Annotated in this window: 21 protein-coding genes; 7 read left to right on the forward strand and 14 right to left on the reverse strand. The window is 59.5% G+C overall.

All coding sequences use genetic code 11. From position 1 onward, the window contains the following. Positions 1-93: 93 nt before the first annotated feature. The 3 genes from betA to betI all read right to left on the reverse strand — a co-directional run bounded on the left by betA (position 94) and on the right by betI (position 4,117). Positions 94-1,797, reverse strand: coding sequence for a choline dehydrogenase (gene betA / locus FRT59_RS13215; protein ID WP_153871399.1), 1,704 nt, complete (start codon positions 1,795-1,797; stop codon positions 94-96). A 143-nt stretch (positions 1,798-1,940) separates the two neighbouring features. After that, positions 1,941-3,413 carry a betaine-aldehyde dehydrogenase gene (gene betB, locus FRT59_RS13220; RefSeq protein ID WP_034116168.1) on the reverse strand — a complete coding sequence of 491 codons (1,473 nt, stop codon included), beginning with the start codon at positions 3,411-3,413 and terminating at the stop codon, positions 1,941-1,943. A gap of 110 nt (positions 3,414-3,523) precedes the next feature. Then, entirely contained in the window at positions 3,524-4,117 is a 594-nt protein-coding gene (gene betI, locus FRT59_RS13225) for a transcriptional regulator BetI (protein WP_034116167.1), read from the reverse strand. 391 nt (positions 4,118-4,508) lie between these two features. Between betI and FRT59_RS13230 the strand changes: the two genes are divergently transcribed. Next, positions 4,509-6,443, forward strand: coding sequence for a BCCT family transporter (locus FRT59_RS13230; protein WP_235365370.1), 1,935 nt, complete (start codon positions 4,509-4,511; stop codon positions 6,441-6,443). 187 nt (positions 6,444-6,630) lie between these two features. On the opposite strand, the gene choV is transcribed toward FRT59_RS13230, so the two are convergent. The 3 genes from choV to FRT59_RS13245 form a co-directional block, all read right to left on the reverse strand. Further along, on the reverse strand, positions 6,631-7,809 hold the full coding sequence (choV, locus tag FRT59_RS13235) for a choline ABC transporter ATP-binding protein (protein WP_034116165.1): 1,179 nt from the start codon (positions 7,807-7,809) through the stop codon (positions 6,631-6,633). After that, on the reverse strand, positions 7,806-8,651 hold the full coding sequence (choW, locus tag FRT59_RS13240) for a choline ABC transporter permease subunit (protein WP_034116164.1): 846 nt from the start codon (positions 8,649-8,651) through the stop codon (positions 7,806-7,808). The genes choV and choW overlap by 4 nt, the downstream gene beginning before the upstream one ends. A gap of 68 nt (positions 8,652-8,719) precedes the next feature. Beyond that, positions 8,720-9,667: a choline ABC transporter substrate-binding protein gene (locus FRT59_RS13245; RefSeq protein ID WP_034116163.1), complete on the reverse strand. Its 948-nt coding sequence runs from the start codon at positions 9,665-9,667 to the stop codon at positions 8,720-8,722. Positions 9,668-10,083: 416 nt separating this feature from the next. Between FRT59_RS13245 and FRT59_RS13250 the strand changes: the two genes are divergently transcribed. Together FRT59_RS13250 and gbdR are read left to right on the forward strand one after the other, a co-directional pair. Then, the gene (locus tag FRT59_RS13250) at positions 10,084-11,460 is read left to right on the forward strand and encodes an L-serine ammonia-lyase (protein WP_153871400.1); all 1,377 of its coding nucleotides are present in this window, start codon (positions 10,084-10,086) and stop codon (positions 11,458-11,460) included. Between the two features lie 504 nt (positions 11,461-11,964). Continuing rightward, positions 11,965-13,068, forward strand: a complete 1,104-nt coding sequence (gbdR, locus tag FRT59_RS13255) for a choline metabolism transcriptional regulator GbdR (RefSeq protein WP_153837488.1) — start codon at positions 11,965-11,967, stop codon at positions 13,066-13,068. 95 nt (positions 13,069-13,163) lie between these two features. Here gbdR and FRT59_RS13260 read toward each other — a convergent pair whose 3' ends face one another. The 5 genes from FRT59_RS13260 to FRT59_RS13280 form a co-directional block, all read right to left on the reverse strand. Next, the gene (locus tag FRT59_RS13260) at positions 13,164-13,427 is read right to left on the reverse strand and encodes a hypothetical protein (RefSeq protein ID WP_153837489.1); all 264 of its coding nucleotides are present in this window, start codon (positions 13,425-13,427) and stop codon (positions 13,164-13,166) included. A gap of 255 nt (positions 13,428-13,682) precedes the next feature. Next, on the reverse strand, positions 13,683-14,159 hold the full coding sequence (locus tag FRT59_RS13265) for a thioesterase family protein (RefSeq protein ID WP_153837490.1): 477 nt from the start codon (positions 14,157-14,159) through the stop codon (positions 13,683-13,685). Between the two features lie 13 nt (positions 14,160-14,172). Beyond that, positions 14,173-15,138, reverse strand: coding sequence for an L-carnitine dehydrogenase (locus tag FRT59_RS13270; protein ID WP_034116157.1), 966 nt, complete (start codon positions 15,136-15,138; stop codon positions 14,173-14,175). A gap of 65 nt (positions 15,139-15,203) precedes the next feature. Then, positions 15,204-16,091: a 3-dehydrocarnitine:acetyl-CoA trimethylamine transferase CdhC gene (cdhC, locus tag FRT59_RS13275; protein ID WP_034116156.1), complete on the reverse strand. Its 888-nt coding sequence runs from the start codon at positions 16,089-16,091 to the stop codon at positions 15,204-15,206. A gap of 85 nt (positions 16,092-16,176) precedes the next feature. After that, positions 16,177-17,121 (reverse strand): choline ABC transporter substrate-binding protein, encoded by a 945-nt coding sequence (locus FRT59_RS13280; protein ID WP_153871401.1) that lies wholly within the window; start codon positions 17,119-17,121, stop codon positions 16,177-16,179. A 194-nt stretch (positions 17,122-17,315) separates the two neighbouring features. Here FRT59_RS13280 and FRT59_RS13285 point away from each other — a divergent pair, with 194 nt between their 5' ends. Together FRT59_RS13285 and FRT59_RS13290 are read left to right on the forward strand one after the other, a co-directional pair. Further along, positions 17,316-18,260 carry a GlxA family transcriptional regulator gene (locus tag FRT59_RS13285; protein WP_153871402.1) on the forward strand — a complete coding sequence of 315 codons (945 nt, stop codon included), beginning with the start codon at positions 17,316-17,318 and terminating at the stop codon, positions 18,258-18,260. Between the two features lie 68 nt (positions 18,261-18,328). Further along, positions 18,329-19,507, forward strand: coding sequence for an AAA family ATPase (locus FRT59_RS13290; RefSeq protein WP_153837495.1), 1,179 nt, complete (start codon positions 18,329-18,331; stop codon positions 19,505-19,507). Between the two features lie 31 nt (positions 19,508-19,538). Here FRT59_RS13290 and FRT59_RS13295 read toward each other — a convergent pair whose 3' ends face one another. The 3 genes from FRT59_RS13295 to FRT59_RS13305 all read right to left on the reverse strand — a co-directional run bounded on the left by FRT59_RS13295 (position 19,539) and on the right by FRT59_RS13305 (position 21,099). Continuing rightward, positions 19,539-19,955: a DUF3010 family protein gene (locus tag FRT59_RS13295; RefSeq protein ID WP_153871403.1), complete on the reverse strand. Its 417-nt coding sequence runs from the start codon at positions 19,953-19,955 to the stop codon at positions 19,539-19,541. A gap of 35 nt (positions 19,956-19,990) precedes the next feature. Beyond that, positions 19,991-20,605 (reverse strand): hypothetical protein, encoded by a 615-nt coding sequence (locus FRT59_RS13300; protein WP_153871404.1) that lies wholly within the window; start codon positions 20,603-20,605, stop codon positions 19,991-19,993. 92 nt (positions 20,606-20,697) lie between these two features. Beyond that, entirely contained in the window at positions 20,698-21,099 is a 402-nt protein-coding gene (locus tag FRT59_RS13305; RefSeq protein WP_034116151.1) for a lysozyme inhibitor LprI family protein, read from the reverse strand. 218 nt (positions 21,100-21,317) lie between these two features. Between FRT59_RS13305 and FRT59_RS13310 the strand changes: the two genes are divergently transcribed. Together FRT59_RS13310 and FRT59_RS13315 are read left to right on the forward strand one after the other, a co-directional pair. Further along, on the forward strand, positions 21,318-22,295 hold the full coding sequence (locus FRT59_RS13310) for a dipeptidase (protein WP_015373138.1): 978 nt from the start codon (positions 21,318-21,320) through the stop codon (positions 22,293-22,295). 52 nt (positions 22,296-22,347) lie between these two features. Beyond that, a complete protein-coding gene (locus FRT59_RS13315; RefSeq protein WP_034116150.1) occupies positions 22,348-22,878 on the forward strand; it encodes a DUF5943 domain-containing protein in 531 nt (176 codons plus the stop codon). The last annotated feature ends 9 nt before the right edge of the window (positions 22,879-22,887 follow it).

Raw genomic sequence — 22,887 nt, forward strand, 5'->3', positions numbered from 1 at the left:
TTCGGGAGCAAGCCCCCTCCCACATTTGATTGGATTTACACAGTCAAAGGTGGGAGGGGGCTTGCTCCCGATGAAGGCGCCGCGGTGTATCAGTTACTGCGCAGTAGGACCTACTTCACGCAACGGCTTGCCACGTACCGGCGCCTCGCCTGCCACGTAGTAGTCGGCGGTGCTGCGCGGCAGCGGCTGGCGGCCACGGATCTTGTCGGCGATTTTCTCGGCGATCATGATCGTCGGCGCGTTCAGGTTGCCGGTGGTGATGATCGGCATGATCGACGCATCGACCACTCGCAGGCCCTGCATGCCATGCACGCGGCCTTCGCCATCCACTACGGCCATCTCGTCGGTGCCCATCTTGCACGAGCAGGACGGGTGGAACGCGGTTTCGGCGTGCTCACGGATGAACTTGTCCAACTGCTCATCGGTTTGCACTTCAATACCCGGGCTGATTTCGCGGCCACGGTATTGGTCCAGTGCCGGCTGCTGCATGATTTCACGGGTCAGGCGGATGCCGTCGCGGAATTCCTGCCAGTCCTGCTCGGTGGCCATGTAGTTGAAGAGAATGCTCGGGTAGTCCCGTGGGTTCTTCGACTTCAGTTGCACGCGGCCACGGCTTGGCGAACGCATGGAGCCCATGTGTGCCTGGAAACCGTGCTCTTTCACACCGTTGCTGCCGTTGTAGTTAATCGCTACCGGCAGGAAGTGATACTGGATGTTCGGCCATTCGAATTCCGGACGCGAGCGGATAAAGCCGCCGGCTTCGAACTGGTTGCTGGCGCCGATGCCAGTGCCGTTGAACAACCACTCGGCACCGATGGCCGGCTGGTTGTACCAAAGCAGCGACGGGTACAGCGACACCGGTTGGGTGCAGGCGTATTGCAGGTACAGCTCAAGGTGGTCCTGCAGGTTTTCGCCGACGCCTGGCAGGTCGTGGACCACCGGGATGTCGAGGCTTTCCAGCAGTTTGGCCGGGCCGACGCCGGAGCGTTGCAGCAGTTGCGGCGAAGCGATTGCGCCGCTGCACACCAATACTTCTTTGCGTGCACGGGCTTCAACGCGCTCTTCGGCGGCGCCGATCAGGTAACGCACGCCAACCGCACGCTTGCCTTCGAACAGCACTTTGTCGGTGAGGGCGTGGGTGACGATGGTCAGGGTCGAACGCTTTTTAGCCGTGTCCAGGTAACCGCGAGCGGTGCTGGCGCGACGGCCGTTTGGCGTGACGGTACGGTCCATCGGGCCGAAGCCTTCTTGCTGGTAACCGTTCAAGTCTTCGGTACGCGGGTAACCGGCTTGTACACCAGCTTCGACCATGGCGTGGAACAGCGGGTTGTTGCCCGCTTTCGGCGTGGTCACGCTGACCGGGCCGTCGCCACCGTGGTAGTCGTTAGGGCCGATGTCGCGGGTTTCGGCTTTACGGAAATACGGCAGGCAGTCGAGGTAGGTCCAGTTTTCCAGGCCCGGCAGCTTCGACCAGTTGTCGTAGTCCATGGCGTTGCCACGGATGTAGCACATGCCGTTGATCAGCGAAGAACCACCCAGGCCCTTGCCGCGACCACATTCCATGCGGCGGCCGTCCATGTGTGGCTCTGGATCGGTTTCGTAGGCCCAGTTGTAGCGACGGCCTTGCAGCGGGAACGCCAGTGCGGCAGGCATCTGGGTACGGAAATCGAGACGGTAGTCAGGGCCGCCGGCTTCCAGCAGCAAAACGGTGACGCCTTCGTCTTCGGTCAGACGGGTCGCCAGGGTGTTACCGGCGGAGCCGGCACCCACAATGATGTAATCGTATTCTTGGGACATTGAATGCACCCTCTATGAAGTGTGGTCAGGTCGGGCCACATCGGGAGCAAGCCCCCTCCCACAATTTGAATTGTGAATACCTTCAAATGTGGGAGGGGGCTTGCCCCCGATGGCGGCCTCAAAGGCAACACAAAGCTCGGGATTTAGAACACCGAGGCGTAGTCGCCCAGCTCAACCTGTACCGATTTGATGCGGGTGAAGTTGTTCAGCGAGCTGATGCCGTTCTCACGGCCCACACCGGATTGCTTGTAGCCGCCGACCGGCATCTTGGCGTCGGACTCGCCCCAGGCGTTGATCCAGCAGATACCCGCTTCCAACTGATGAATCACGCGGTGAGCGCGGTTCAGGTCCTTGGTCACCAGACCAGCGGCCAGGCCGAAGTCGGTGTCGTTGGCGCGGCGGATCACTTCTTCTTCGGTTTCGTAGGTGAGGATGCTCATCACCGGGCCAAAGATTTCTTCACGCACGATGGTCATCTCATCGGTGCAGTCAGTGAACACGGTCGGGGCAACAAACGCGCCTTTGGCGAAGTCGCCATCGGTCAGACGGTCGCCGCCGCACAGTACGCGTGCGCCTTCTTCCTTACCTTTGGCGATGTAGCCGAGCACGCTTTCCATGTGGGCGAAGCTGACCAGCGGGCCGAAGTTGGTGTTTTCGTCCTGCGGGTCGCCGACACGGATGCGCGCAACGCGCTCAACGATCTTGGCTTCAAACGCAGCTTGCAGGTGCTTAGGCACGAACACACGGGTGCCGTTGGTGCAGACCTGGCCGGAGCTGTAGAAGTTGGCCATCATCGCGATGTCGGCGGCGCGATCCAGGTCGGCGTCTTCGAACACGATCAGCGGCGACTTGCCGCCCAGTTCCATGGTCACTTCCTTGAGCGAAGAGCTGGAAGCGCTGGCCATGACTTTCTTGCCGGTGTCGGTACCGCCAGTGAACGAGACTTTCTCGATGCGCGGGTGCTCGGTCAACCAGGTGCCGACTTCACGGCCGCTGCCGGTCAAGACGTTGAACACGCCTGCCGGAACGCCAGCTTCGGTGTAGATCTCGGCCAGTTTCAGGGTGGTCAGCGAGGTGACTTCGCTTGGCTTGAAGATCATCGCGTTACCCGCGGCCAGGGCCGGTGCGGATTTCCACAGGGCGATCTGGATCGGGTAGTTCCACGCGCCGATACCGGCGACCACGCCCAGCGGCTCACGGCGGGTGTAGACGAACGAGGTGTCGCGCAGTGGGATCTGCTCACCTTCGATGGCGGGCACCAGGCCGGCGTAGTATTCCAGCACGTCAGCGCCGGTGACGATGTCGACGTATTGGGTTTCGGAGAAGGCTTTGCCGGTGTCCAGGGTTTCCAGGGCGGCCAGTTCATCGTTGCGCTCGCGCAGGATGTCAACGGCGCGACGCAGGATGCGCGAACGCTCCATGGCGGTCATGGCGGCCCAGATTTTCTGGCCTTTTTCAGCGCTGACCACGGCACGCTCGACGTCTTCTTTCGTGGCGCGTTGCACTTGGGCGAGAACTTCACCGTTAGCCGGGTTGATGGCTTCGAAGGTGGCATCGCTGCCAGCGTCGCTGTAGCCGCCGTCAATGTAGAGTTTTTGCAGGTCGAAACGGGCCATAAAGTCCTCGCAAGTGCATAAGTGGTTGGCGTTACCCGCCGAACAGTGGGCCATGGGGTTGTGGCAACACTGAGCGGCAGACGTTCAGGGGTTGAGCGTTTATAAGTGCTCTAACTCACCTGCTTGGCCAATTGGAAATCCATGTATTCGTAAGCGATCCGTTGCGCCTGCTCCGTGTCGAAAGCGTCTCCCGACAGGGCGCCGCGCAACCACAAACCGTCGATCAAAGCCGCCAGGCCGCGGGCTGCGCTGCGAGCCTCAGGCAACGGCATCGCACGGCGGAACTGGCAGCACAGGTTGGAATACAGGCGGTGATCGTTGATCCGCTGCAACCTGTGCAATGACGGGTGATGCATGCTGGTGGCCCAGAAGGCCAGCCAGGTTTTCATTGCCGGGCCGTTGACCTGGCTCGCGTCGAAGTTGCCTTCGATGATCACCTGAAGGTGCGCCCGTGGGCTGTCATCCTTCAAGGCACGCCTGCGTTCCTGGACGTTCTCGATCAGCACATTCATCAGGTAGCGCATCGTCGCTGCGATCAGACCGTTCTTGTCCTGAAAGTAGTGACTGATGATGCCGTTCGAGACGCCTGCCAGACGCGCAATCAGCGCAATGCTGGCATCTCCCATCCCGACCTGATCGATCGCCGTTAGCGTGGCTTCGATCAACTGCTGGCGGCGTATGGGTTGCATACCGACCTTGGGCATGTAGCACCTCTCCTTAGGCCTGCCGATGGGCGACGAACGTCCGTCGGCTTGAGGGCCAGTCTATTTTGTTTTGATTGAACGTTCAATCAACAAAGAATAAGATCTGCGACAAATGGTCGCTGCCTACAGAAGTTTCCTACCTGCTGGCCGCAACCGCTGACACCTGTAAAAACCCTTGAAACAGGCCAGATCAAGGCCTGCCCGCCACGTTGGTGGGGCTCAGGAATTTTCGGGGAGTCTTTATAACACCCGTCCGTCGACTGCCGAAAAATCGATGTCCCGGGATAACCGCTGCCTTGTGTTTCTCTCTCGCACTGCCTGGAGCATCTGCGCCATGAGTTCTGCCTCTCTTATAAAGACCCCGCCGGAAAAGGTCCGGGTCAACGGTTGGGTGTTCTACACCTCCACCGCGCTGATTCTGTTGTTGACCGCCATCCTGATCATCGCCCCGCAGGAGGCCGGGCGCATGCTCGGCGTAGCACAGGCCTGGCTTTCCAAAAGCTTCGGCTGGTACTACATGGTGGTGATCGCCGCTTACCTGGTGTTTGTGGTCGGCCTGGCGTTTTCGTCCTACGGAAAATTGAAACTGGGTAGTAAAGACGACACCCCGGACTTCAGCTACGGCGCCTGGGCCGGCATGTTGTTCTCGTCGGGCATCGGTATTTCGCTGTTGTATTTCGGTGCGTCCGAGCCGTTGGACCACTACTTCAACCCGCCCGAAGGCGCTGCCGCCAGCAATGGTGCGGCCCGCCAGGCGCTGCAACTGACTTTCCTGCACTGGGGCCTGCACGGCTGGGCGATCTACGCGCTGGTCGGCCTGGCCGTGGCGTACTTCGCCTACCGTCACAACCAGCCGCTGGCCTTGCGTTCGGCGCTGTACCCACTGGTGGGTGAGCGTTGGGTGAAGGGCGCGGCCGGCCACGCAGTAGACGGTTTCGGTATGTTCGTGACCCTGCTGGGGCTGGTGACCAACCTGGGGATCGGCTCGATGCAGGTGTCGTCCGGGCTGGAGAACCTGTTCGGCATGGAACACAGCAACACCAACCTGCTGATCGTGATCATCGTGATGAGCACCGTGGCGACCATCGCTGCCGTATCGGGTGTGGAAAACGGCATTCGCCGTCTGTCCAACCTCAACATCGTATTGTTCAGTGGCTTGCTGATCTTCGTGCTGCTGTTCGGCCCCACCCTGCACCTGCTCAACGGCCTGGTGCAGAACACCGGTGATTACCTCAACGGCATCATCCTGAAAACCTTCGACCTCTATGTGTACGAAGGCGATGCCGACAAGACCGAACGCTGGATGGGCCTGTGGACCCTGTTCTATTGGGCCTGGTGGATTTCCTGGGCGCCATTCGTGGGCATGTTCATCGCACGTATTTCCCGTGGTCGTACCGTGCGTGAACTGGTGGCCGGCGTGCTGCTGATCCCGCTGGGCTTTACCCTGGCGTGGCTGTCGATCTTCGGTAACTCGGCGCTGGACCTGGTGTTGAACCACGGCGCCGTGGAGTTGGGCAAGACGGCGCTGGAACAACCGTCCATGGCCATCTATCAATTGCTTGAGCATTACCCGGCGTCGAAAGTCGTCATCGGCGTGTCGATCTTCGTGGGCTTTGTGCTGTTCCTGACCCCGGCGGATTCCGGCGCGGTGATGATGGCCAACCTTTCCTGCAAAGGCGGCAACGTCGACGAAGATGCGCCGCACTGGTTGCGGATCTTCTGGTCGGTCGTGATCACCCTGGTGACCATCGGCCTGCTGTTTGCCGGTAACTTCGAAGCCATGCAAACCATGGTGGTGCTGGCAGGCCTGCCGTTCTCGGTGGTGCTGATCTTGTTTATGTTCGGTTTGCACAAGGCCATGCGTCAGGATGTGGCAATCGAACAGGAGCAGGCACAGTTGGCCGAGCGTGGCCGCCGTGGTTTCAGCGAGCGCTTGACCGCCCTGGATCTGCAACCGAGCCAGGCCACCGTGCAGCGCTTTATGGACAAGCACGTAACGCCGGCGCTGGAAGAAGCTGCGGTGGCGTTGCGTGAGCAGGGCTTGGAAGTGCAGACCCTGCTGGGCAAATCCAAGCGCTGCATCGGCGTGCGTATCGAGATGGAGCAGGGCAATCCGTTTGTCTACGAGGTGAGCCTGGACGGTTACTCGGCGGCGCCGGCTGACTTGCCTGAAGAAGAACGCACCCGTTACTACCGTGCCGAGGTGTACCTGCACAATGGGCCGCAGGAGTATGACCTGATGGGCTTTACCCAGGAACAGATCACCCGGGATGTGCTCGATCAGTTTGAAAGCCATCGGCAGCTCCTTGGCCGTGTCTATAGCTGATAGTTGAAACCTGGTGGTGTCCTCACTGACACCACCTGCTCTCTGTTGAAATAGAGATCAAATGTGAGAGGGGGCTTGCTCCCGATAGCGGTGTGTCAGTCAGTACATCTGTTACTGATACACCGCTATCGGGAGCAAGCCCCCTCCCACATTGACCCAGTTCCTGCAGTTGGTTTTGCAGTGTCTGTCAGCCCAGGTTCTTGCCTAGCAGGGCATGGTAGAGCTCACTGTCACCCAAGATCCCCACCACCTTGTTGTTGTCATGCAACACCAGCTTATTCCCTGTCTGGTAGCGAATCTGCAACGCATCGCGCATGCCGATGTTCGAGTCCACCAGCGTCGGCACGCGGCCCAACCCTTCCACCGCTTGCCCTGGCGCCCAGTTCTGCAAATTCATCACCACGCCATTCTGGCGTGCGCCCTGGATGGTGTTGCCTTCGGCCAGGTCCAGCCATGAGTCGCCGCCCGGATCAAGACACACCGAGCCATTCACCCGCGTGCAGTTATCCAGGGTGCGCATCAGGCTGCGCCCGCACAGTACGTTCAACGGGTTGGTGTGGGCGACGAAGGTGCGCACATAGTCGTCTGCCGGGTTCAGCACGATCTCTTCCGGCACGCTGTACTGGATGATCTTGCCGTCTTTCATGATTGCGATACGGCTGCCCAGCTTGAGTGCCTCGTCCAGGTCGTGGCTGACAAACACGATGGTCTTGCTCAGCTTGCGTTGCAGCTCCAGCAGCTCATCTTGCAAACCCTGGCGAATCAGCGGGTCGAGGGCCGAGAAGGGTTCGTCCATCAGCAGGATATCGGCGTCCATCGCCAGCGCACGGGCCAGGCCGACACGCTGCTGCATACCACCGGACAGCTCGTCGGGCTTCTTGTTGCGCCATTGGCTCAGGCCCACCAGTTCGAGCTTTTCATCCACCAGGGTGCGCCGTTCTTTCTCCGGGCGGCCCTGCATTTCCAGGCCGAAGCTGATGTTTTCGCGCACGGTCAGCCAGGGCATCAAGGCGAATTTCTGGAACACCATGGCGATGCGTTTGGTGCGCATCATTTTCAGCTCTGCAGGCGTGCAGGAGGCGATGTCGATCTGGCGACCTTCATGCTCCACAAACAGCTGGCCACGGCTGACAGTGTTGAGACCGTTGATGCAGCGCAGCAGGCTCGACTTGCCGGAGCCCGACAGGCCCATCAGCACGCAGATCTCGCCTTTCTCGATATCCAGGCTGGCGTTTTCAACACCGACAATCTGCCCGGTCTTTTTCAGGATCTCGTTACGGCTCATGCCCTGGTCCAGCAGCTTGAGCGCTTCACGTGGGTCTTTGGAGAAGATCACGTCGACTTTGTCGAATCGGATAATGCTCATGCATCACCCCCTACTTTAGCGTCGGGTTGTTTGCAGATACGGTCGAGCATGATGGCGAGCAACACGATGGCCAGGCCCGCTTCAAAGCCCAGGGCGATATCGGCCGTGTTGAGTGCGTTGACCACCGGTTTGCCAAGGCCATCGGCACCCACCAGCGCGGCGATCACCACCATCGACAACGACAGCATGATGCATTGGGTAATGCCGGCGGCGATGCTCGGCATGGCGTGGGGCAGTTCAATGCGCGATAGCAACTGACGGCGCGAGCAGCCAAAGGCCTTGCCGGCGTCCATCAACTCTTGCGGCACATCGCGGATACCCAGGTAGGTCAGGCGGATAGGCGCGGCAATCGCGAACACCACCGTGGAAATCAGCCCAGGCACCACACCCAGCCCGAAGAGGGTCAGGGTAGGGATGAGGTAGACGAAGGTCGGTACGGTCTGCATCAGATCGAGCACCGGCCGCATCATGGTGTAGAACAGCGGTTTGTGCGCGGCAACAATGCCCAGCGGCACACCGATGACCACGCAGACCAGGGTGGCAAACAGCACCTGTGCGAGGGTCTCCATGGTTTCCTGCCAGTACCCCAGGTTGAGGATCAGCAGAAAGGAGGCAATGACAAATACCGTCAGGCCCCACTTGCGTTGAATGAAGTGAGCCAGCAGCGCAATCAGACCGATCAATGCCAGCGGATTGAACCAGGTCAGCGCAAACGTCACGCCGTGGATCATCGTTTCCAGGGTCGATGCGATTGCGTCGAAATAGTTGGCACCGTGTTGGGTCAACCAGTCGACGAAGGCAGCGATGTACTGGCCTAGTGGGATTTTCTGTTCAGTCAGCATGGTAGTGAATGTCCACATGCGAAGGGAAAACATCCCGGGCCAGCGCACCGGCCCGGGGTCAGCGGGTGCTATTTGGCGAGGTAAGCTTTAACGGCATCGAGCCCTGGTTTGCCATCAACGGTGGTGACACCGGCGAGCCAGGTGTCGAGCACTTGCGGGTTCTTCTGCAGCCAGGCCTTGGCGGCGGCGTCGGGCTTCATCTTGTCGTCCAGGACGTTACCCATCAGGGTGCTTTCCATGTTCAGGGTGAACACCAGGTTTTTCAGCAACTGGCCGACGTTGCTGCATTCCTGGGTATAGCCTTTGCGGGTGTTGGTATAGATGGTGGCCTGGCCGTAGTTGGGGCCGAACGAGTCGTCACCGCCGGTCAGGTACTTCATCTTGAAGCGGGTGTTCATCGGGTGCGGTTCCCAGCCGAGGAACACGATGGCCTGGCCGCGCTTGGTGGCGCGTTCAACCTGGGAAAGCATCCCGGCTTCGCTGGATTCCACCACCTTGAAGCCAGCGTCTTTCAAGCCGAACTGGTTCTTGTCGATCACGGTCTGGATGGTGCGGTTGCCGTCGTTACCCGGCTCGATACCGTAGATCTTGCCGCCCAGCTCATCCTTGAATTTGGCGATATCGGCGAAGTCTTTCAGGCCCTTGTCATACAGCGCCTCGGGTACGGCCAGGGTGTACTTGGCGTTCTCCAGGTTGGCGCGCACGGTTTCCACGGTGCCGGCATCACGGTACTGCTTGATGTCGTTTTCCATGGTCGGCATCCAGTTGCCGAGGAAGATGTCCATGTTCTTGCCGTCGGCCAGGGACTTGTAAGTCACAGGTACCGAAATCATCGTGGTGCGCGGCTTGTAGCCCAGGCCCTTGAGGATTTCGCTGGTGGTCGCGGTGGTGACGGTGATGTCGGTCCAGCCGACATCGGAGAAGTTGACGGTCTTGCACTGTTCCGGTTCTGCAGCGTGTGCCACAACTGGCAGACTCAGCATGGCGGCCAACAACAACGAGGGTGAACCTTTCATCGGGGTAGACTCCTGTGTCTTTTTCTGGCGGCGTTCGCCGCGCTTTATAAGTGTTGCGGTTGGAGCGTGCGGTGAAGCTCTGGCACGGTGCCTTGCAAACGAGTCGAGACTGATCATGTACCAGTGAAAATCTGACGCCTACAGGGGGCGTCGTATCCAGTACAGGGATGGTCGTATCCAGTGTCGGTGACGTCGCTTACAGATTTTTTCCACGACAAAACTGCAGTTTTAATCGATCTGCACCGCAAAAAACGGCCAAAACGCCTGCTCGCTCAGGGGCGACGCTGGTGAGCATGAGTACGTCGGTGTGAGACGCCGTGAGCGACAACAAAAGCCTGATGATGCCGCCATCTGGGCGATCTGAGCGTAGCAGCTTGTTGATGCCTGGCCTGTGCTCAATGAGGAGTTTCAAGGCAATGGCTATCAGTGTTTTCGACCTGTTCAAGATCGGCATCGGGCCTTCGAGTTCTCACACCGTCGGCCCCATGCGCGCCGCGGCGTTGTTCGTCCAGGCGTTGCGTGAACGTGACGTGTTGGAACAGGTGCGGCGTGTCGAAGTTCAGCTCTACGGCTCGCTGTCGGCCACCGGCATCGGCCATGGCAGCGACACCGCGACCATCATGGGCCTGATGGGCGAGTGGCCGGACGCAATCGACCCGTCGCAAATCGGCGTGCGCATTCACACCCTGCGTGAAACCGACACCTTGTTGCTCGACGGCCGCCTGCCGGTGCCTTTCGTATGGGCGCGGGACATGCGCCTGCTCGACGAAAACCTGCCGTTCCACCCCAATGCCATGACCCTGGTGGTGTGGGGCGATGACGGCGAACTGCACCGTGACACCTACTATTCGGTTGGCGGCGGCTTTGTAGTGGATGAGGCCCAGGCCCGAAGCGGTGTGGCCGATATGGACCGCACCGAACTGCCTTACGATTTCTCCAGTGCGGCGCAGCTGTTGCAGTTGTGCAACACCCACAACCTGCGCGTCGCCGAGCTGATGCTGGCGAATGAAAAAACCTGGCGCACCGAAGATGAAATCCGCAGTGGTTTGATGAAGCTCTGGCGTGCCATGCAGGACTGTGTGGAGCAGGGCTTAAAGCACGAAGGCATCCTGCCCGGTGGCCTCAATGTGCGCCGCCGCGCCGCCAGGTTGCACCGCAGCTTGCAGGAGCTGGGCAAGCCCAATGTAATCGGTTCGACCTTGAGCGCCATGGAGTGGGTCAACCTGTTCGCCCTGGCGGTCAACGAAGAAAACGCCGCCGGTGGGCGCATGGTGACGGCGCCCACCAACGGCGCAGCGGGGATCATCCCGGCGGTACTGCACTACTTCATGAAGTTCAGTGAGGAAGTCACCGAAACCAACGTGGTCGACTACCTGCTTGGTGCGGCGGCGGTGGGGATTCTGTGCAAAAAGAACGCCTCGATCTCCGGTGCCGAAGTCGGCTGCCAGGGCGAAGTCGGTTCAGCCTGCGCCATGGCCGCGGCCGGCTTGGCGGAGATTCTCGGCGCCACGCCGGAGCAGGTGTGCAACGCCGCCGAAATTGGCCTGGAACACAACCTCGGCCTGACCTGCGACCCGGTCGGCGGGCTGGTGCAGGTGCCGTGCATCGAGCGCAATGCGATTGCGGCGGTGAAGGCGATCAACGCGGCGCAAATGGCCCTGCGTGGCGACGGCCAGCACTTTATCTCCCTGGACCGAGTGATCCGTACCATGCGTGACACCGGGGCGGATATGCATGACAAGTACAAAGAGACGTCGCGGGGTGGGTTGGCGGTGAGTGCGGTGGAGTGCTGAGACCGAGTCGCCTGTATCGGGAGCAAGCCCCCTCCCACATTTTGAATTGTGAATACCTTCAAATGTGGGAGGGGGCTTGCTCCCGATAGCGGCAGTTCAAACAATACTGCTCATAAAGTGAGCACCTGGATCCCAATGCGCCACCTTTTAGCGCGTCGCAAACAGATAAGCAGCTCCCAAACGATTTCTCCTCCAATACTCGCCCATCGTGCGTTGGGTGACAGACTTTTCCCACGCCCGCAAAGCGCCTTCCCACAAGTGCTACCGATTTGCTCACGCTGCTTGAGCAGGACGGTTCCTACGCTTTTTTCGGCCATATCCCGCACTTCCCGCACGGGCTTATATAGACGCATCAACAGGTCGTTTTCAGGAGTTATTGAATGGCCATTCAATTTTAGGCATGGCATTTGCTCTATCAATTCAAAGCCTCTCCTTTCCAGGGCGAGCGCAATAACAAGAGCCTCGCCTGAGGCCATCACCCGCTTTGTGTGAGGAGATACCGCGATGACGTCGTTCAACTCCGGGGCCCAACCCCAGAACCGTGCGCCTCAATCCATCGGCTTTCTGCTGCTGGACAATTTCACGCTGATTTCCCTGGCTTCGGCAGTGGAACCGCTGCGCATGGCCAACCAGTTGTCCGGCCGCGAGCTGTATCGCTGGACCACCCTGAGTGTCGACGGCAACCAGGTATGGGCCAGCGACGGTCTGCAAATCACTCCCGATGCTTCCATGCACAAAGCCCCGGCCCTGGACACCGTTATCGTGTGCGGCGGTGTGGGTATCCAACGCACGGTCACCCGTGAACATGTGTCGTGGCTGCAAGGCCAGGCGCGCCAGTCCCGGCGCCTGGGCGCGGTATGTACCGGCAGTTGGGCCTTGGCCTGCGCGGGTTTACTCGACGGTTTTGATTGCAGCGTGCACTGGGAATGCCTGGCGTCGATGCAGGAAGCGTTCCCGCGCGTGTCCATGAGCACGCGCCTGTTCACCCTCGACCGCAACCGCTTCACCAGCTCCGGCGGCACCGCGCCGCTGGACATGATGCTGCACCTGATCAGCCGTGACCACGGTCGTGAATTGTCGGCAGCGATCTCCGAGATGTTCGTGTACGAACGCATCCGCAACGAACAGGATCACCAGCGCGTACCGCTCAAGCACATGCTCGGCACCAACCAGCCGAAGCTGCAGGAAATCGTCGCGCTGATGGAGGCCAACCTGGAAGAGCCGATCGACCTGGATGAGCTGGCGGTGTACGTCGCCGTATCGCGCCGGCAGTTGGAGCGGCTGTTCCAGAAATACCTGCACTGCTCGCCATCGCGCTACTACCTCAAGCTGCGCCTGATCCGTGCCCGGCAACTGCTCAAGCAAACACCCATGTCGATCATCGAAGTGGCGTCGGTGTGCGGGTTTGTGTCTACGCCGCACTTCTCCAAGTGCTACCGCGAATACTTCGGCATACCGCCGCGCGATGAGCGCGTAGGTTCCAATACCACCCAGCAGGTGGCGATGCTGCCGATTCCGCAGGCATTGGTGTTGTCACCGTTGTCAGGGCCGATGTCGGCGTTGAGCCAGGCGCGCAATGAGTCGACTTTCGCGAGCGTACGGCTTTAGACCGAGTTGACTGCATCGGGAGCAAGCCCCCTCCCACATTTTGAATTGTGAACACCTTCAAATGTGGGAGGGGACTTGCTCCCGATAGCGATCTATCAGGCACCAGAGTTCTGCTTGAACTGCACCAAAGCCGGCAACAACTGCTTATCAATAGCCTGGCGCACAGCCGGCAGAATCGTCGCCTTGCCGGTGTACATCTGCTCCACCATGCCCTTGAGCGCCTTGGCCCGCGCTTCACTCAAGCCGCGCACTGCACACTCACACGCCTGCTCGGCGGTGGCACCGCTGGACACTTCAAAACCCAGCGAGCGCAGTTGGCCCAGCAGGTCATCCTTGTCAATCAAATCCGCGTGCATCATGACATTCATCCTGGTGTAGGGAGCGGGGACTGACCTGGATTCTGGTAGGCCCTCGGCCTGTCGGCAAGGGCAGAATCAACGGATGGCTCGGATGGCTATGAACAGGTCGTTTTCGGGGCAATCAGCGATAGAAGGAATAGGCACACTCACTCCCAGGCACGCAGCTTGAAGGTTTGGTCACCCTCGGGATGCACAGCTCACACAAGGCACTCTGCCCCGATTCAGTCACGGCTGGATCGGGGCTTTTTTTGCCGACTATTTTTTGCCTGGTAATCCAATCACTCGGCCGAGCAGGGCGGGGCGCGGCAGGTCGGCTTGCGCACTGCTTATGGTCGCGAGCCTTGCAAGCGTGGCCTCGGTAAAAGGCGCTGAGTGCGGCCCAGCCAGGTCAACGTGCAGCAGCATCTGTTCGTTGCCGGCCAGTGCTTTCTCATCGCCCACTAAATGCAGGCTGTGGTAGAGGTGCAGGCGCTTGGCGTCGTGGGCGATCAGTTGGGTCTGCACCTCAACGTCGGCGCCGCGTTTCACTTCATGCAGGTAGTTCAGGTGCAGTTCCAGGGTGAACAGCGAATGACCGCTGGCTTCACGGTTCTCGCTGTCCAGGCCGAGGGTGTCCATCAGCGCATCGGTGGCGTAGCTGAAGATCAGCAGGTAGAACGCGTCGCGCAGGTGGCCGTTGTAGTCCACCCAGTCTGGAAGGACTTGGGTGGTGTAGGTGGTCAATGCAGGCATTATCGGGTTCCTGTTATTCGGCGAAGGTCATGCCGTGCTTGGCCTTGGTGGTTTTTACCGCCTCCAGCACCGCCAGCAGGCAATCATCACGATAGCGCTCCAGTGCCGAAATGCTGTGTTTACCCAACTGCTCGCGGGTGCCATCGACCACATCGTCAATCAATTTGTCGGTCAGTTCAGGCGCTGGTAGATACGTCCACGGCAACTGCAACGCCGGCCCGAACTGCGCCATGAAGTGCCGCATACCGGCATCGCCGCCCGCCAGGGTGTAGGTGAGGAAGGTGCCCATGAACGACCAGCGCAAGCCGGCGCCAAAGCGAATGGCGTCATCGATTTCGCCGGTGGTCGCCACGCCGTCATTGACCAGGTGCAGCGCCTCGCGCCAGAGCGCTTCGAGCAAGCGATCAGCGATAAACCCAGGCACTTCCTTGCGCACATGCAGTGGGCGCATGCCGAGGGATTCATACACCTTGATGGCCGCCTGGATCGCTTCCGGCGCTGTGTTCCTGCCGCCGACCACTTCCACCAGTGGCAAGAGGTAAACCGGGTTGAACGGGTGGCCGACCACGCAGCGTTCCGGGTGGGTGGAGCCCTCGTAGAACTCACTCGGCAACAGCCCGGATGTGCTCGAACCGATCAACGCATTCGGCTTGGCCGCCGCGCTAATCGTGCTGTGCAATTGCAGTTTCAGCTCCAGGCGTTCCGGGGCGCTTTCCTGGATGAAGTCGGCATCCTTCACACAGTCTTCGATGGTGCTGACAAAGCGCAGGCGGTCTTGTGATGCGCCGGGTGCGAGGCCCTGTTTTTCCAGGGCGCCCCAGGCATTGGCGACGCGTTTGCGCAGCGCCGCTTCGGCACCGGGCGCTGGGTCCCAGGCCACTACATCCAGGCCGTGGGCGAGGGCGCGGGACACCCAGCCGCTGCCGATAACACCGCTGCCCAGAGCGGCGAAGGTTTTGATTTCAGTGATAAAGCGCATGTCGACATTCCTGAATAATGTGAAAAACCCATGTGGGAGGGGGCAAGCCCCCTCCCACATTTTTTTTAGCCGCGCTTGGTCAGGCCCATCTTCACGCGCCCCTCGGCCGGGGTCATGACCCGAGCCCCCAGGCGGCTGAGGATTTCACCGGCGCGTTCCACCAGTTGGCCGTTGGTGGCGAGCACGCCTTTGTCCAGCCACAGATTGTCTTCCAGGCCAACCCGTACGTTGCCGCCCAGCAGCACCGCTTGCGCGGCCATCGGCATTTGCATGCGGCCGATCCCGAAGCCGGCCCACACCGCGCCAGCGGGCAGGTTGTCGACCATGGCTTTCATGGTGGTGGTGTCGGCCGGAGCGCCCCATGGAATACCCAGGCACAGTTGGAACAGCGGGTTATCGAGCAGCCCTTCCTTGATCATCTGCTTGGCAAACCACAGGTGACCGGTGTCGAAAATTTCCAGCTCGGCCTTTACCCCCAGCTCTTGAATACGCTTGGCGCCGGCACGCAGTTGTGCCGGGGTCGACACGTAAATGGTGTCGCCGTCACCGAAGTTCAGCGTGCCGCAGTCCAGGGTGCAGATTTCCGGCAGCAGTTCTTCCACATGAGCCAGGCGGGTCAGCGGGCCGACCAGATCGGTGTTGGGGCCGAACTCCATGGGGTTTTCGCCGCCGCCGATCTCCAGGTCGCCGCCCATGCCGGCGGTGAGGTTGACGATGATGTCGATGTCGGCCTCACGGATGCGCTCCATCACTTCGCGGTACAGCGCCACGTCACGGCTGAACTTACCGGTGTGCGGGTCGCGTACATGGCAGTGCACCACGGTGGCGCCGGCCTTGGCGGCTTCTACGGCGGCGGCGGCGATTTGTCTGGGGGTGACCGGCACGTGCGGGCTTCTGGCGGTCGTGTCGCCAGCACCGGTGAGTGCGCAGGTGATGATGACGTCATGGTTCATGAGGCGGTTCCTTACAGGCGTGATTTCAAGGGCGTGGCGATGCCGTTCGCGGTCGAGTGACCGCGAAACGGTGATTGAAATGGGTTTACTGACTGGTTAATTGCAGGTTGGTCGCTGCCGGTTTGCCGTCGAAGGTGGTCACGCCTTCCAGCCAGCGCGCCTGGTCTTGGGGGTGATCCTTGAGCCACTGCCTGGCGGACTCGATGGCGTCCTTGTGATCCAGCAACGGCTGCATCATCCGGCTCTCGTCGGCGGCGGTGAAGGTCAGGTTGGTCAGCAGTTTGTGTACGTTGGGGCACTGCTCGGCGTAGGTCGGCGCGGTCACGGTCCACACGGTGGCCATGCCTTCGTTCGGGCCCAGGGCGCCATCGCTACCGGTGAGGTAAGTCATCGCCACGTTGACGTTCATCGGGTGTGGTGCCCAGCCGAAGAACACTACAGCCTCCTTACGGCGCACGGCGCGGTCCACGGCGGCGAGCATCCCGGCTTCGCTGGACTCCACCAGCTGGAACTTGCCCAGGCCGAACTGGTTCTTGGCGATCATTGCCTTGATCTGGGTATTGGCACCTGAGCCCGGCTCGATGCCGTAGATCTTGCCGCCCAGTTCTTTCTCGAACTTGGCGATGTCGGCGAAGGTTTTCAGGCCCTTGTCCGCCAGGTAGGTGGGTACTGCCAGGGTGGCGCGGGCATCTTCCAGGCTGGGTTTGTCGAGGACTTTGACTTGCTTGGCGTCCACGAACGGCGTGATGGTCTGGGTCATCAGCGGGTTCCAGTAGCCAAGAAACAAGTCCAGGCGTTGATCACGTATGCCGGCAAAGATGATTTGCTGGGACGCGCTGGTTTGTTTGGTCTTGTAGCCGAGGCCGTCGAGCAGCACTTGAGTCATGGCGCTGGTGGCGATGACGTCGGTCCAGTTCACCACGCCCATGCGCACGTTCTGGCAAGAAGCGGCGTCCGCTGCCATTACGGTGTTACTCAAGATGGCACTGGCGCTGAGTGCAAGCACGCAGCGGCTGATCAGTCGGTTCATGGTGGATACCTCGGCAGGTCGTTATTGTGGTGTCCGACGTCTTTGTGCGCCGTGAGATCAAGTTACGCAGCTTGAGGGCCGACAAAGCGCACGGCGGCGACCCACTCTTGCACTGCAGCGACCTGTGCCCTTGAATGGCCGGTTGAACTGGCGTATCACAGTGACCACGCTGCCCGTCCTACGAGAGCGCCACCATGTCCCAGGATTTCTACTTCTTGCTGATGCCAGGTTTTTCGGCCATCGGCTTTATCTCCGCATTGGAGCCGATGCGGGTGGCTAACCGCTTTCGTGGCGAGTTGTATCGTTGGCACATATTGAGCGCCGATGGCGGTGCAGTGCTGGCGAGCAACGGCATGTCGGTCAACGCCGACGCCGCGCTGGAGCCGCTGAAAAAAGGTGCGACGTTGTTGGTGGTGGCCGGCTTCGAACCGTTGCAGTTCGTCACTCCTGTGCTGGAACACTGGCTGCGTCGTCTCGACCATGATGGCGTAATCCTCGGCGCCATCGACACCGGTGCCTGCGTGCTGGCTGAAGCTGGCCTGCTCGACGGCCACCGCTTGACCCTGCACTGGGAAGCCATCGACGCCTTCAAGGAATCCTATCCACACCTGAGCGTGACCCAGGAACTCTTCGAAATCGACCGCCGCCGCATCACCTGTGCCGGCGGCACCGCTTCCATCGACCTGATGCTTGACCTGATCGCCCAGGCCCACGGCCCCGGGCTGGCGATTCAGGTCTCGGAGCAATTCGTACTCGGCCGCATCCGCCCACGCAAAGACCACCAGCGCATGCAGATCGCCACGCGCTATGGCATCAACAACAAGAAACTGGTGCAAGTGATCGGCGAAATGGAGCAACACACCGAACCGCCGCTGAGCACCTTGGCATTGGCCGATGCGATCAAGGTAACGCGGCGCCAACTGGAGCGGCTGTTTCGCCTGCATTTGAACGACACACCGAGCAACTTCTACCTCGGCCTGCGCCTGGAGAAAGCCCGGAAACTGCTGCACCAGAGCGACATGAGTGTGCTGGAGGTGAGCATTGCGTGTGGGTTTGAGTCGCCGTCGTACTTCACTAGGAGTTATCGGGCGAGGTTTGCCAAGTGCCCGAGGGAGGATCGGCGACGGGAGGTGGTTTGACGGACAATTATAGTCAATTATACTCTCTACTATAATTTATAGTCCTTTCCATAATTGAGTATAAAACCATGTCCAAGCACAGCGGCTTTGTGTTTCGCCGCCCCACCCTGGCAAGCAGTATTGCCGATGGCCTGGTGGGGGCCGGTATTCAGGATTTCACCTCCGGCCTGTTTCTCGCGGCGCCCCGTCGCACGGGCAAAAGCACTTTTCTGCGCGAAGACCTGATACCGGAATGTCAGCTCCGGGGCTGGCTGGCGGTGTATGTCGACCTGTGGGCCGACAAGGAAAAAGACCCCGCCGAGCTGATCGCGAGTGCCATTGCGGGGGCGTTGGTGCCGTTTGAAAAGGGCATTCGCAAACTGGCCAAGAACATTGGCATCGAGAAACTAAGCTTTCTGCGTACGCTCTCCTGGGACTTTACCAAGCCACAATTGCCTGTCGGTGCGACGCTGACCCAAGCGTTGGAGTTGCTCCACAGGGCTGCAGAAAAACCCGTTGTGCTGGTGATTGACGAAGCACAGCACGCATTAACCACCGAGTCAGGTATCAATGCGATGTTCGCGTTGAAGGCTGCCCGGGATCAGCTCAACCAAGGCCGTGACGAGGAGGGCAGCGGTTTGCGCCTGGTGTTTACCGGCTCGAATCGCGACAAACTCGCCCATTTGGTATTGGGTAAAAGCCAGCCATTCTTCGGTTCCAGCATCACGCCATTTCCGCTGCTGGGCAAAGAGTTCACCCAGGCCTACACCGTGCACCTCAACGCGCACCTGGCCAAGAACAACCAATTCAACGCGGCTGATATTGATGAGGCGTTCGAGCTGGTAGGTCGGCGTCCCGAGATGTTGCGCACGATCATCGGTGAAGTGGCATTGGAGCTGGGCGAGGCAAGCAACCTGGGCCAACTGTTGCACAGTCGCGCAGAACTGCTGCGCGCCGGGGTGTGGACCGAATTCGAAAGCGCCTGGAACGCCCTGACCATCCCGCAGCGCGCCGTGCTGGAGGTGATGGTGGAGCGTTCTCAAAACAATGAACCCTTCGCGCCATTCACCGACAGCACCCTCACGGCTGTCAGCAAGGCGCTGGAAGAGATGGGCAGCGACGTGGTGCCGGGTACCCAGACCATCCAGGCCTGCATCGATGCCCTGCGCGACAAGGAACTGGTGTGGAAGTCGAGCCGAGGCGGCTATGCCCTGGAGGACAAAACCTTCGGCGACTGGCTGCAACACAAGAGCCGTACACCGCGCTAAAAGGCCGGCTCCTACAGAGAGCAGGTGTGGCTTATTTCTTTACCAGGGCCGAGCACGCCGCCTTGTAGGCCTCATGCTGATACTTGTTCAGCGTCGCCGGCAGTTCAAAGTTGTGCTTCTTGTTCTGCGCATTGATGGTCTGCGGCGACAGTAGCGCCACTTCAACCCCCTCCAGTAGTTGAAACACCCCTTCAATCTTGAACGTCGTCGGGCCACCGGCGAATTCACCTTTCTTGCTGCGCTTCTTGATGGCGATACGTTCAATGGCGTTGTCCTGCACGAACGCCTTTACCTGGGCGGCGAAGGCTTTGACGTTGGCGGCCTCATCGTCGTCATCGAGGGCGATTTTCTTGGTGGCCAGGGCAATGTGAGTCAGCGCCTGGTTGTCCAGGGCAGCGAGGGCGAAGATGGCTTCGCTGCCTTTGATTTCGATGCCGCAGATTTGCATGTGATTTTCCGTCAGCCAATGTTCGATGAGTTGAGTTACTTGGGCGGACGCATGAGGCCGCCAAGTTCAAATAGTTTCTTTACTGTTTCACTCATGGGCTGCAATTGAGCGATTTCAAGTTGCAGCTTTAATAAACTGGCTTTCTTGATGTCTTCCTCAAGCTGATTCAAACGCTCGCTGGGAACTTGTATTCTTTTGTACCAGTAACGTAAGCCCAGGAATGATGAGGTTGAAGCAATACCGGCGTACAGCACGAGGAGTACGAGAGAAAACCATTCTCGAGCGCTCACAAAGCTAAAGGTAATGTCGAGCAAGTCAGGCTCTCGTGGCTTCTGGGTGCCCCCCATCATTGACTGGATGTCTACGACTTTTTTCAGAAATTCAAGATTGTTGTTCAACTCTATTGAAAGGTTTGGTATCAAGTCTTTGTGAGCGAGACCGCTTTGGAGCGCTGTGATGCGAGCACTGTATTTACTTTGGTTTTGTGTGCTCGAAAAATTATACAGCGCCTCGTCGGTTTCCTTTTCTGTTCGGTAATCCAGATACGCAAGTGCGACGATGATAGCCAGTGCGCCTCCCAGCATAAGTAAACCGGATATGGCGAAAAACTTGTAAAGGTTGTCCGTTGGGGGTGTGGGGAACCATTGCATTGTTTAGTCCTCATCCTTGAGATGGAAAAGAAGTCGAACCCGAAGCAAAACCATTATCTGGCTCCAGGCGATAGATATAGGTTGTAAATGGATCACTCCTGCCCGATCGACTCCAAAAACTCCGACCGCTCATCACTCATCCGCGCCAGGCAATCGTTCTGCGCAATCGCATAGTCCTTGCTGCCGTTCACCGCCGGGAAGGTGTCCACTGCGCAATCAGCGTCACGCAGTTTTTCCCACTTCTGCTGGGCGTCCTTCAGACGAGCGGTAATGTCGGCCAGCTTGGTCTTGTCGCTGCCATAGGTCGAACCCATGCGCTCCAGCAACCCCTGATAGTTATCCTTGAGCAGTTGCTCGGCGGTGGTTTTGTTGTAGGTGGCGCAAGCCAGGGTCTGTTTGTCGTTTTCGATGCCATCGCACGGCGTGCTGTCGGTGTCTTCGGCCGCGTGGGCGGTGGTTGCGATGAGTGCCAAAGCCAGGAAAATCGATTTCATTGCGCCGTCTCATATCAGGTGATGCGGAATTCTGGCTCAAGCGTAAGACAAAGAACAGCCGCCCGTCAGACCTGTCTTGGCAGCCTTTGTCGCGGATTGACGCTTTCGGCAATTCCCCTGTCGTTTTTGCACCCGGCTCCGTCGGTCCCTGGGCATATGCTGGCCCCAAAGCGCCGGCACACGATTCGGCGCATGAATCGCCAATAAGGGGACGCCTGATGAGCCCAGCCGAACTGCACGCCGACAGCATCGTTATCGACGGGCTGATCATTGCCAAGTGGAATCGCGACCTGTTCGAAGACATGCGCAAAGGCGGCCTCACTGCTGCCAACTGCACCGTGTCGGTGTGGGAAGGGTTCCAGGCCACCATTAACAATATTGTGGCCAGCCAGACCCTGATCCGTGAGAACAGCGACCTGGTAATCCCGGTGAAAACCACCGCGGATATCCGCAAAGCCAAAGAGCAAGGCAAGACCGGCATCATCTTCGGCTTCCAGAATGCCCATGCCTTTGAAGACCAACTCGGCTATGTGGAGATCTTCAAGCAGCTCGGCGTGGGTGTGGTGCAGATGTGCTACAACACCCAGAATCTGGTGGGCACCGGTTGCTATGAACGCGATGGCGGCCTGTCGGGTTTCGGTCGCGAGATTGTCGGTGAGATGAACCGCGTGGGCATCATGTGCGACCTGTCTCATGTCGGCTCCAAAACCTCCGAAGAGGTGATCCTCGAATCGAAAAAACCGGTGTGCTACTCCCACTGCCTGCCCTCGGGCCTTAAAGAGCACCCGCGCAACAAGTCCGATGAAGAACTCAAGTTCATCGCCGACCACGGCGGTTTTGTCGGCGTGACCATGTTCGCGCCGTTCCTGGCCAAGGGCATCGACTCGACCATCGACGACTACGCCGAAGCCATCGAATACACCATGAACATCGTCGGCGAAGACGCCATCGGCATCGGCACCGACTTCACCCAGGGGCATGGCCAGGATTTCTTCGAAATGCTCACCCATGACAAGGGCTACGCCCGCCGCCTGACCAGCTTCGGCAAGATCATCAACCCCCTGGGCATTCGCACCGTGGGCGAGTTCCCCAACCTCACCGAGACATTGCTCAAGCGCGGCCACAGCGAGCGCGTGGTGCGCAAGATCATGGGCGAGAACTGGGTCAACGTCTTGAAGGACGTTTGGGGCGAATAAGCCAAGTACCCTCGGGCAACACCACAACGAATTTTTCTGGAGTTAAGTTTCCATGGCCAAGATCGCCCCGCAATTGCCTATCGAAGTCGACAGCGAAACCGGTGTCTGGACGTCCGACGCCCTGCCAATGCTGTACGTGCCGCGGCATTTCTTCGTCAATAACCACATGGGCATCGAAGAAGTACTGGGTGCCGACGCCTATGCCGAAATCCTCTACAAGGCGGGCTACAAATCCGCCTGGCACTGGTGTGAAAAGGAAGCTGAATGCCACGGCCTGGAAGGTGTCGCGGTATTCGAGCACTACATGAAACGCCTGTCGCAACGCGGCTGGGGGCTGTTCAAGATCCAGGACATCGACCTCGACAAAGGCACCGCCAGCGTCAAGTTGGAACACTCGGCCTTCGTCTATGTGTACGGCAAGGTCGGGCGCAAGGTCGACTACATGTTCACCGGCTGGTTTGCCGGCGCCATGGACCAGATTCTGCAAGCGCGCGGCAGCCAGATTCGCACCGTCGCCGAGCAAGTCTACGGCGGCTCCGAAGAAGGCCACGACGACGGCCTGTTCACCGTCAAGCCGTTGTAAGTCGAGGAA

The sequence above is a fragment of the Pseudomonas haemolytica genome (assembly GCF_009659625.1).
Lineage (GTDB): Bacteria > Pseudomonadota > Gammaproteobacteria > Pseudomonadales > Pseudomonadaceae > Aquipseudomonas > Aquipseudomonas haemolytica.

What these genes read in the sequence shown, in the direction of transcription:
- betA (WP_153871399.1), bottom strand. Translation starts at nt 1,797, where the DNA reads ATGTCCCAAGAATACGATTACATCATTGTGGGTGCCGGCTCCGCCGGT.
- betB (WP_034116168.1), bottom strand. Translation starts at nt 3,413, where the DNA reads ATGGCCCGTTTCGACCTGCAAAAACTCTACATTGACGGCGGCTACAGC.
- betI (WP_034116167.1), bottom strand. Translation starts at nt 4,117, where the DNA reads ATGCCCAAGGTCGGTATGCAACCCATACGCCGCCAGCAGTTGATCGAA.
- choV (WP_034116165.1), bottom strand. Translation starts at nt 7,809, where the DNA reads ATGAGCATTATCCGATTCGACAAAGTCGACGTGATCTTCTCCAAAGAC.
- choW (WP_034116164.1), bottom strand. Translation starts at nt 8,651, where the DNA reads ATGCTGACTGAACAGAAAATCCCACTAGGCCAGTACATCGCTGCCTTC.
- FRT59_RS13245 (WP_034116163.1), bottom strand. Translation starts at nt 9,667, where the DNA reads ATGAAAGGTTCACCCTCGTTGTTGTTGGCCGCCATGCTGAGTCTGCCA.
- FRT59_RS13250 (WP_153871400.1), top strand. Translation starts at nt 10,084, where the DNA reads ATGGCTATCAGTGTTTTCGACCTGTTCAAGATCGGCATCGGGCCTTCG.
- gbdR (WP_153837488.1), top strand. Translation starts at nt 11,965, where the DNA reads ATGACGTCGTTCAACTCCGGGGCCCAACCCCAGAACCGTGCGCCTCAA.
- FRT59_RS13260 (WP_153837489.1), bottom strand. Translation starts at nt 13,427, where the DNA reads ATGATGCACGCGGATTTGATTGACAAGGATGACCTGCTGGGCCAACTG.
- FRT59_RS13265 (WP_153837490.1), bottom strand. Translation starts at nt 14,159, where the DNA reads ATGCCTGCATTGACCACCTACACCACCCAAGTCCTTCCAGACTGGGTG.
- FRT59_RS13270 (WP_034116157.1), bottom strand. Translation starts at nt 15,138, where the DNA reads ATGCGCTTTATCACTGAAATCAAAACCTTCGCCGCTCTGGGCAGCGGT.
- cdhC (WP_034116156.1), bottom strand. Translation starts at nt 16,091, where the DNA reads ATGAACCATGACGTCATCATCACCTGCGCACTCACCGGTGCTGGCGAC.
- FRT59_RS13280 (WP_153871401.1), bottom strand. Translation starts at nt 17,121, where the DNA reads ATGAACCGACTGATCAGCCGCTGCGTGCTTGCACTCAGCGCCAGTGCC.
- FRT59_RS13285 (WP_153871402.1), top strand. Translation starts at nt 17,316, where the DNA reads ATGTCCCAGGATTTCTACTTCTTGCTGATGCCAGGTTTTTCGGCCATC.
- FRT59_RS13290 (WP_153837495.1), top strand. Translation starts at nt 18,329, where the DNA reads ATGTCCAAGCACAGCGGCTTTGTGTTTCGCCGCCCCACCCTGGCAAGC.
- FRT59_RS13295 (WP_153871403.1), bottom strand. Translation starts at nt 19,955, where the DNA reads ATGCAAATCTGCGGCATCGAAATCAAAGGCAGCGAAGCCATCTTCGCC.
- FRT59_RS13300 (WP_153871404.1), bottom strand. Translation starts at nt 20,605, where the DNA reads ATGCAATGGTTCCCCACACCCCCAACGGACAACCTTTACAAGTTTTTC.
- FRT59_RS13305 (WP_034116151.1), bottom strand. Translation starts at nt 21,099, where the DNA reads ATGAAATCGATTTTCCTGGCTTTGGCACTCATCGCAACCACCGCCCAC.
- FRT59_RS13310 (WP_015373138.1), top strand. Translation starts at nt 21,318, where the DNA reads ATGAGCCCAGCCGAACTGCACGCCGACAGCATCGTTATCGACGGGCTG.
- FRT59_RS13315 (WP_034116150.1), top strand. Translation starts at nt 22,348, where the DNA reads ATGGCCAAGATCGCCCCGCAATTGCCTATCGAAGTCGACAGCGAAACC.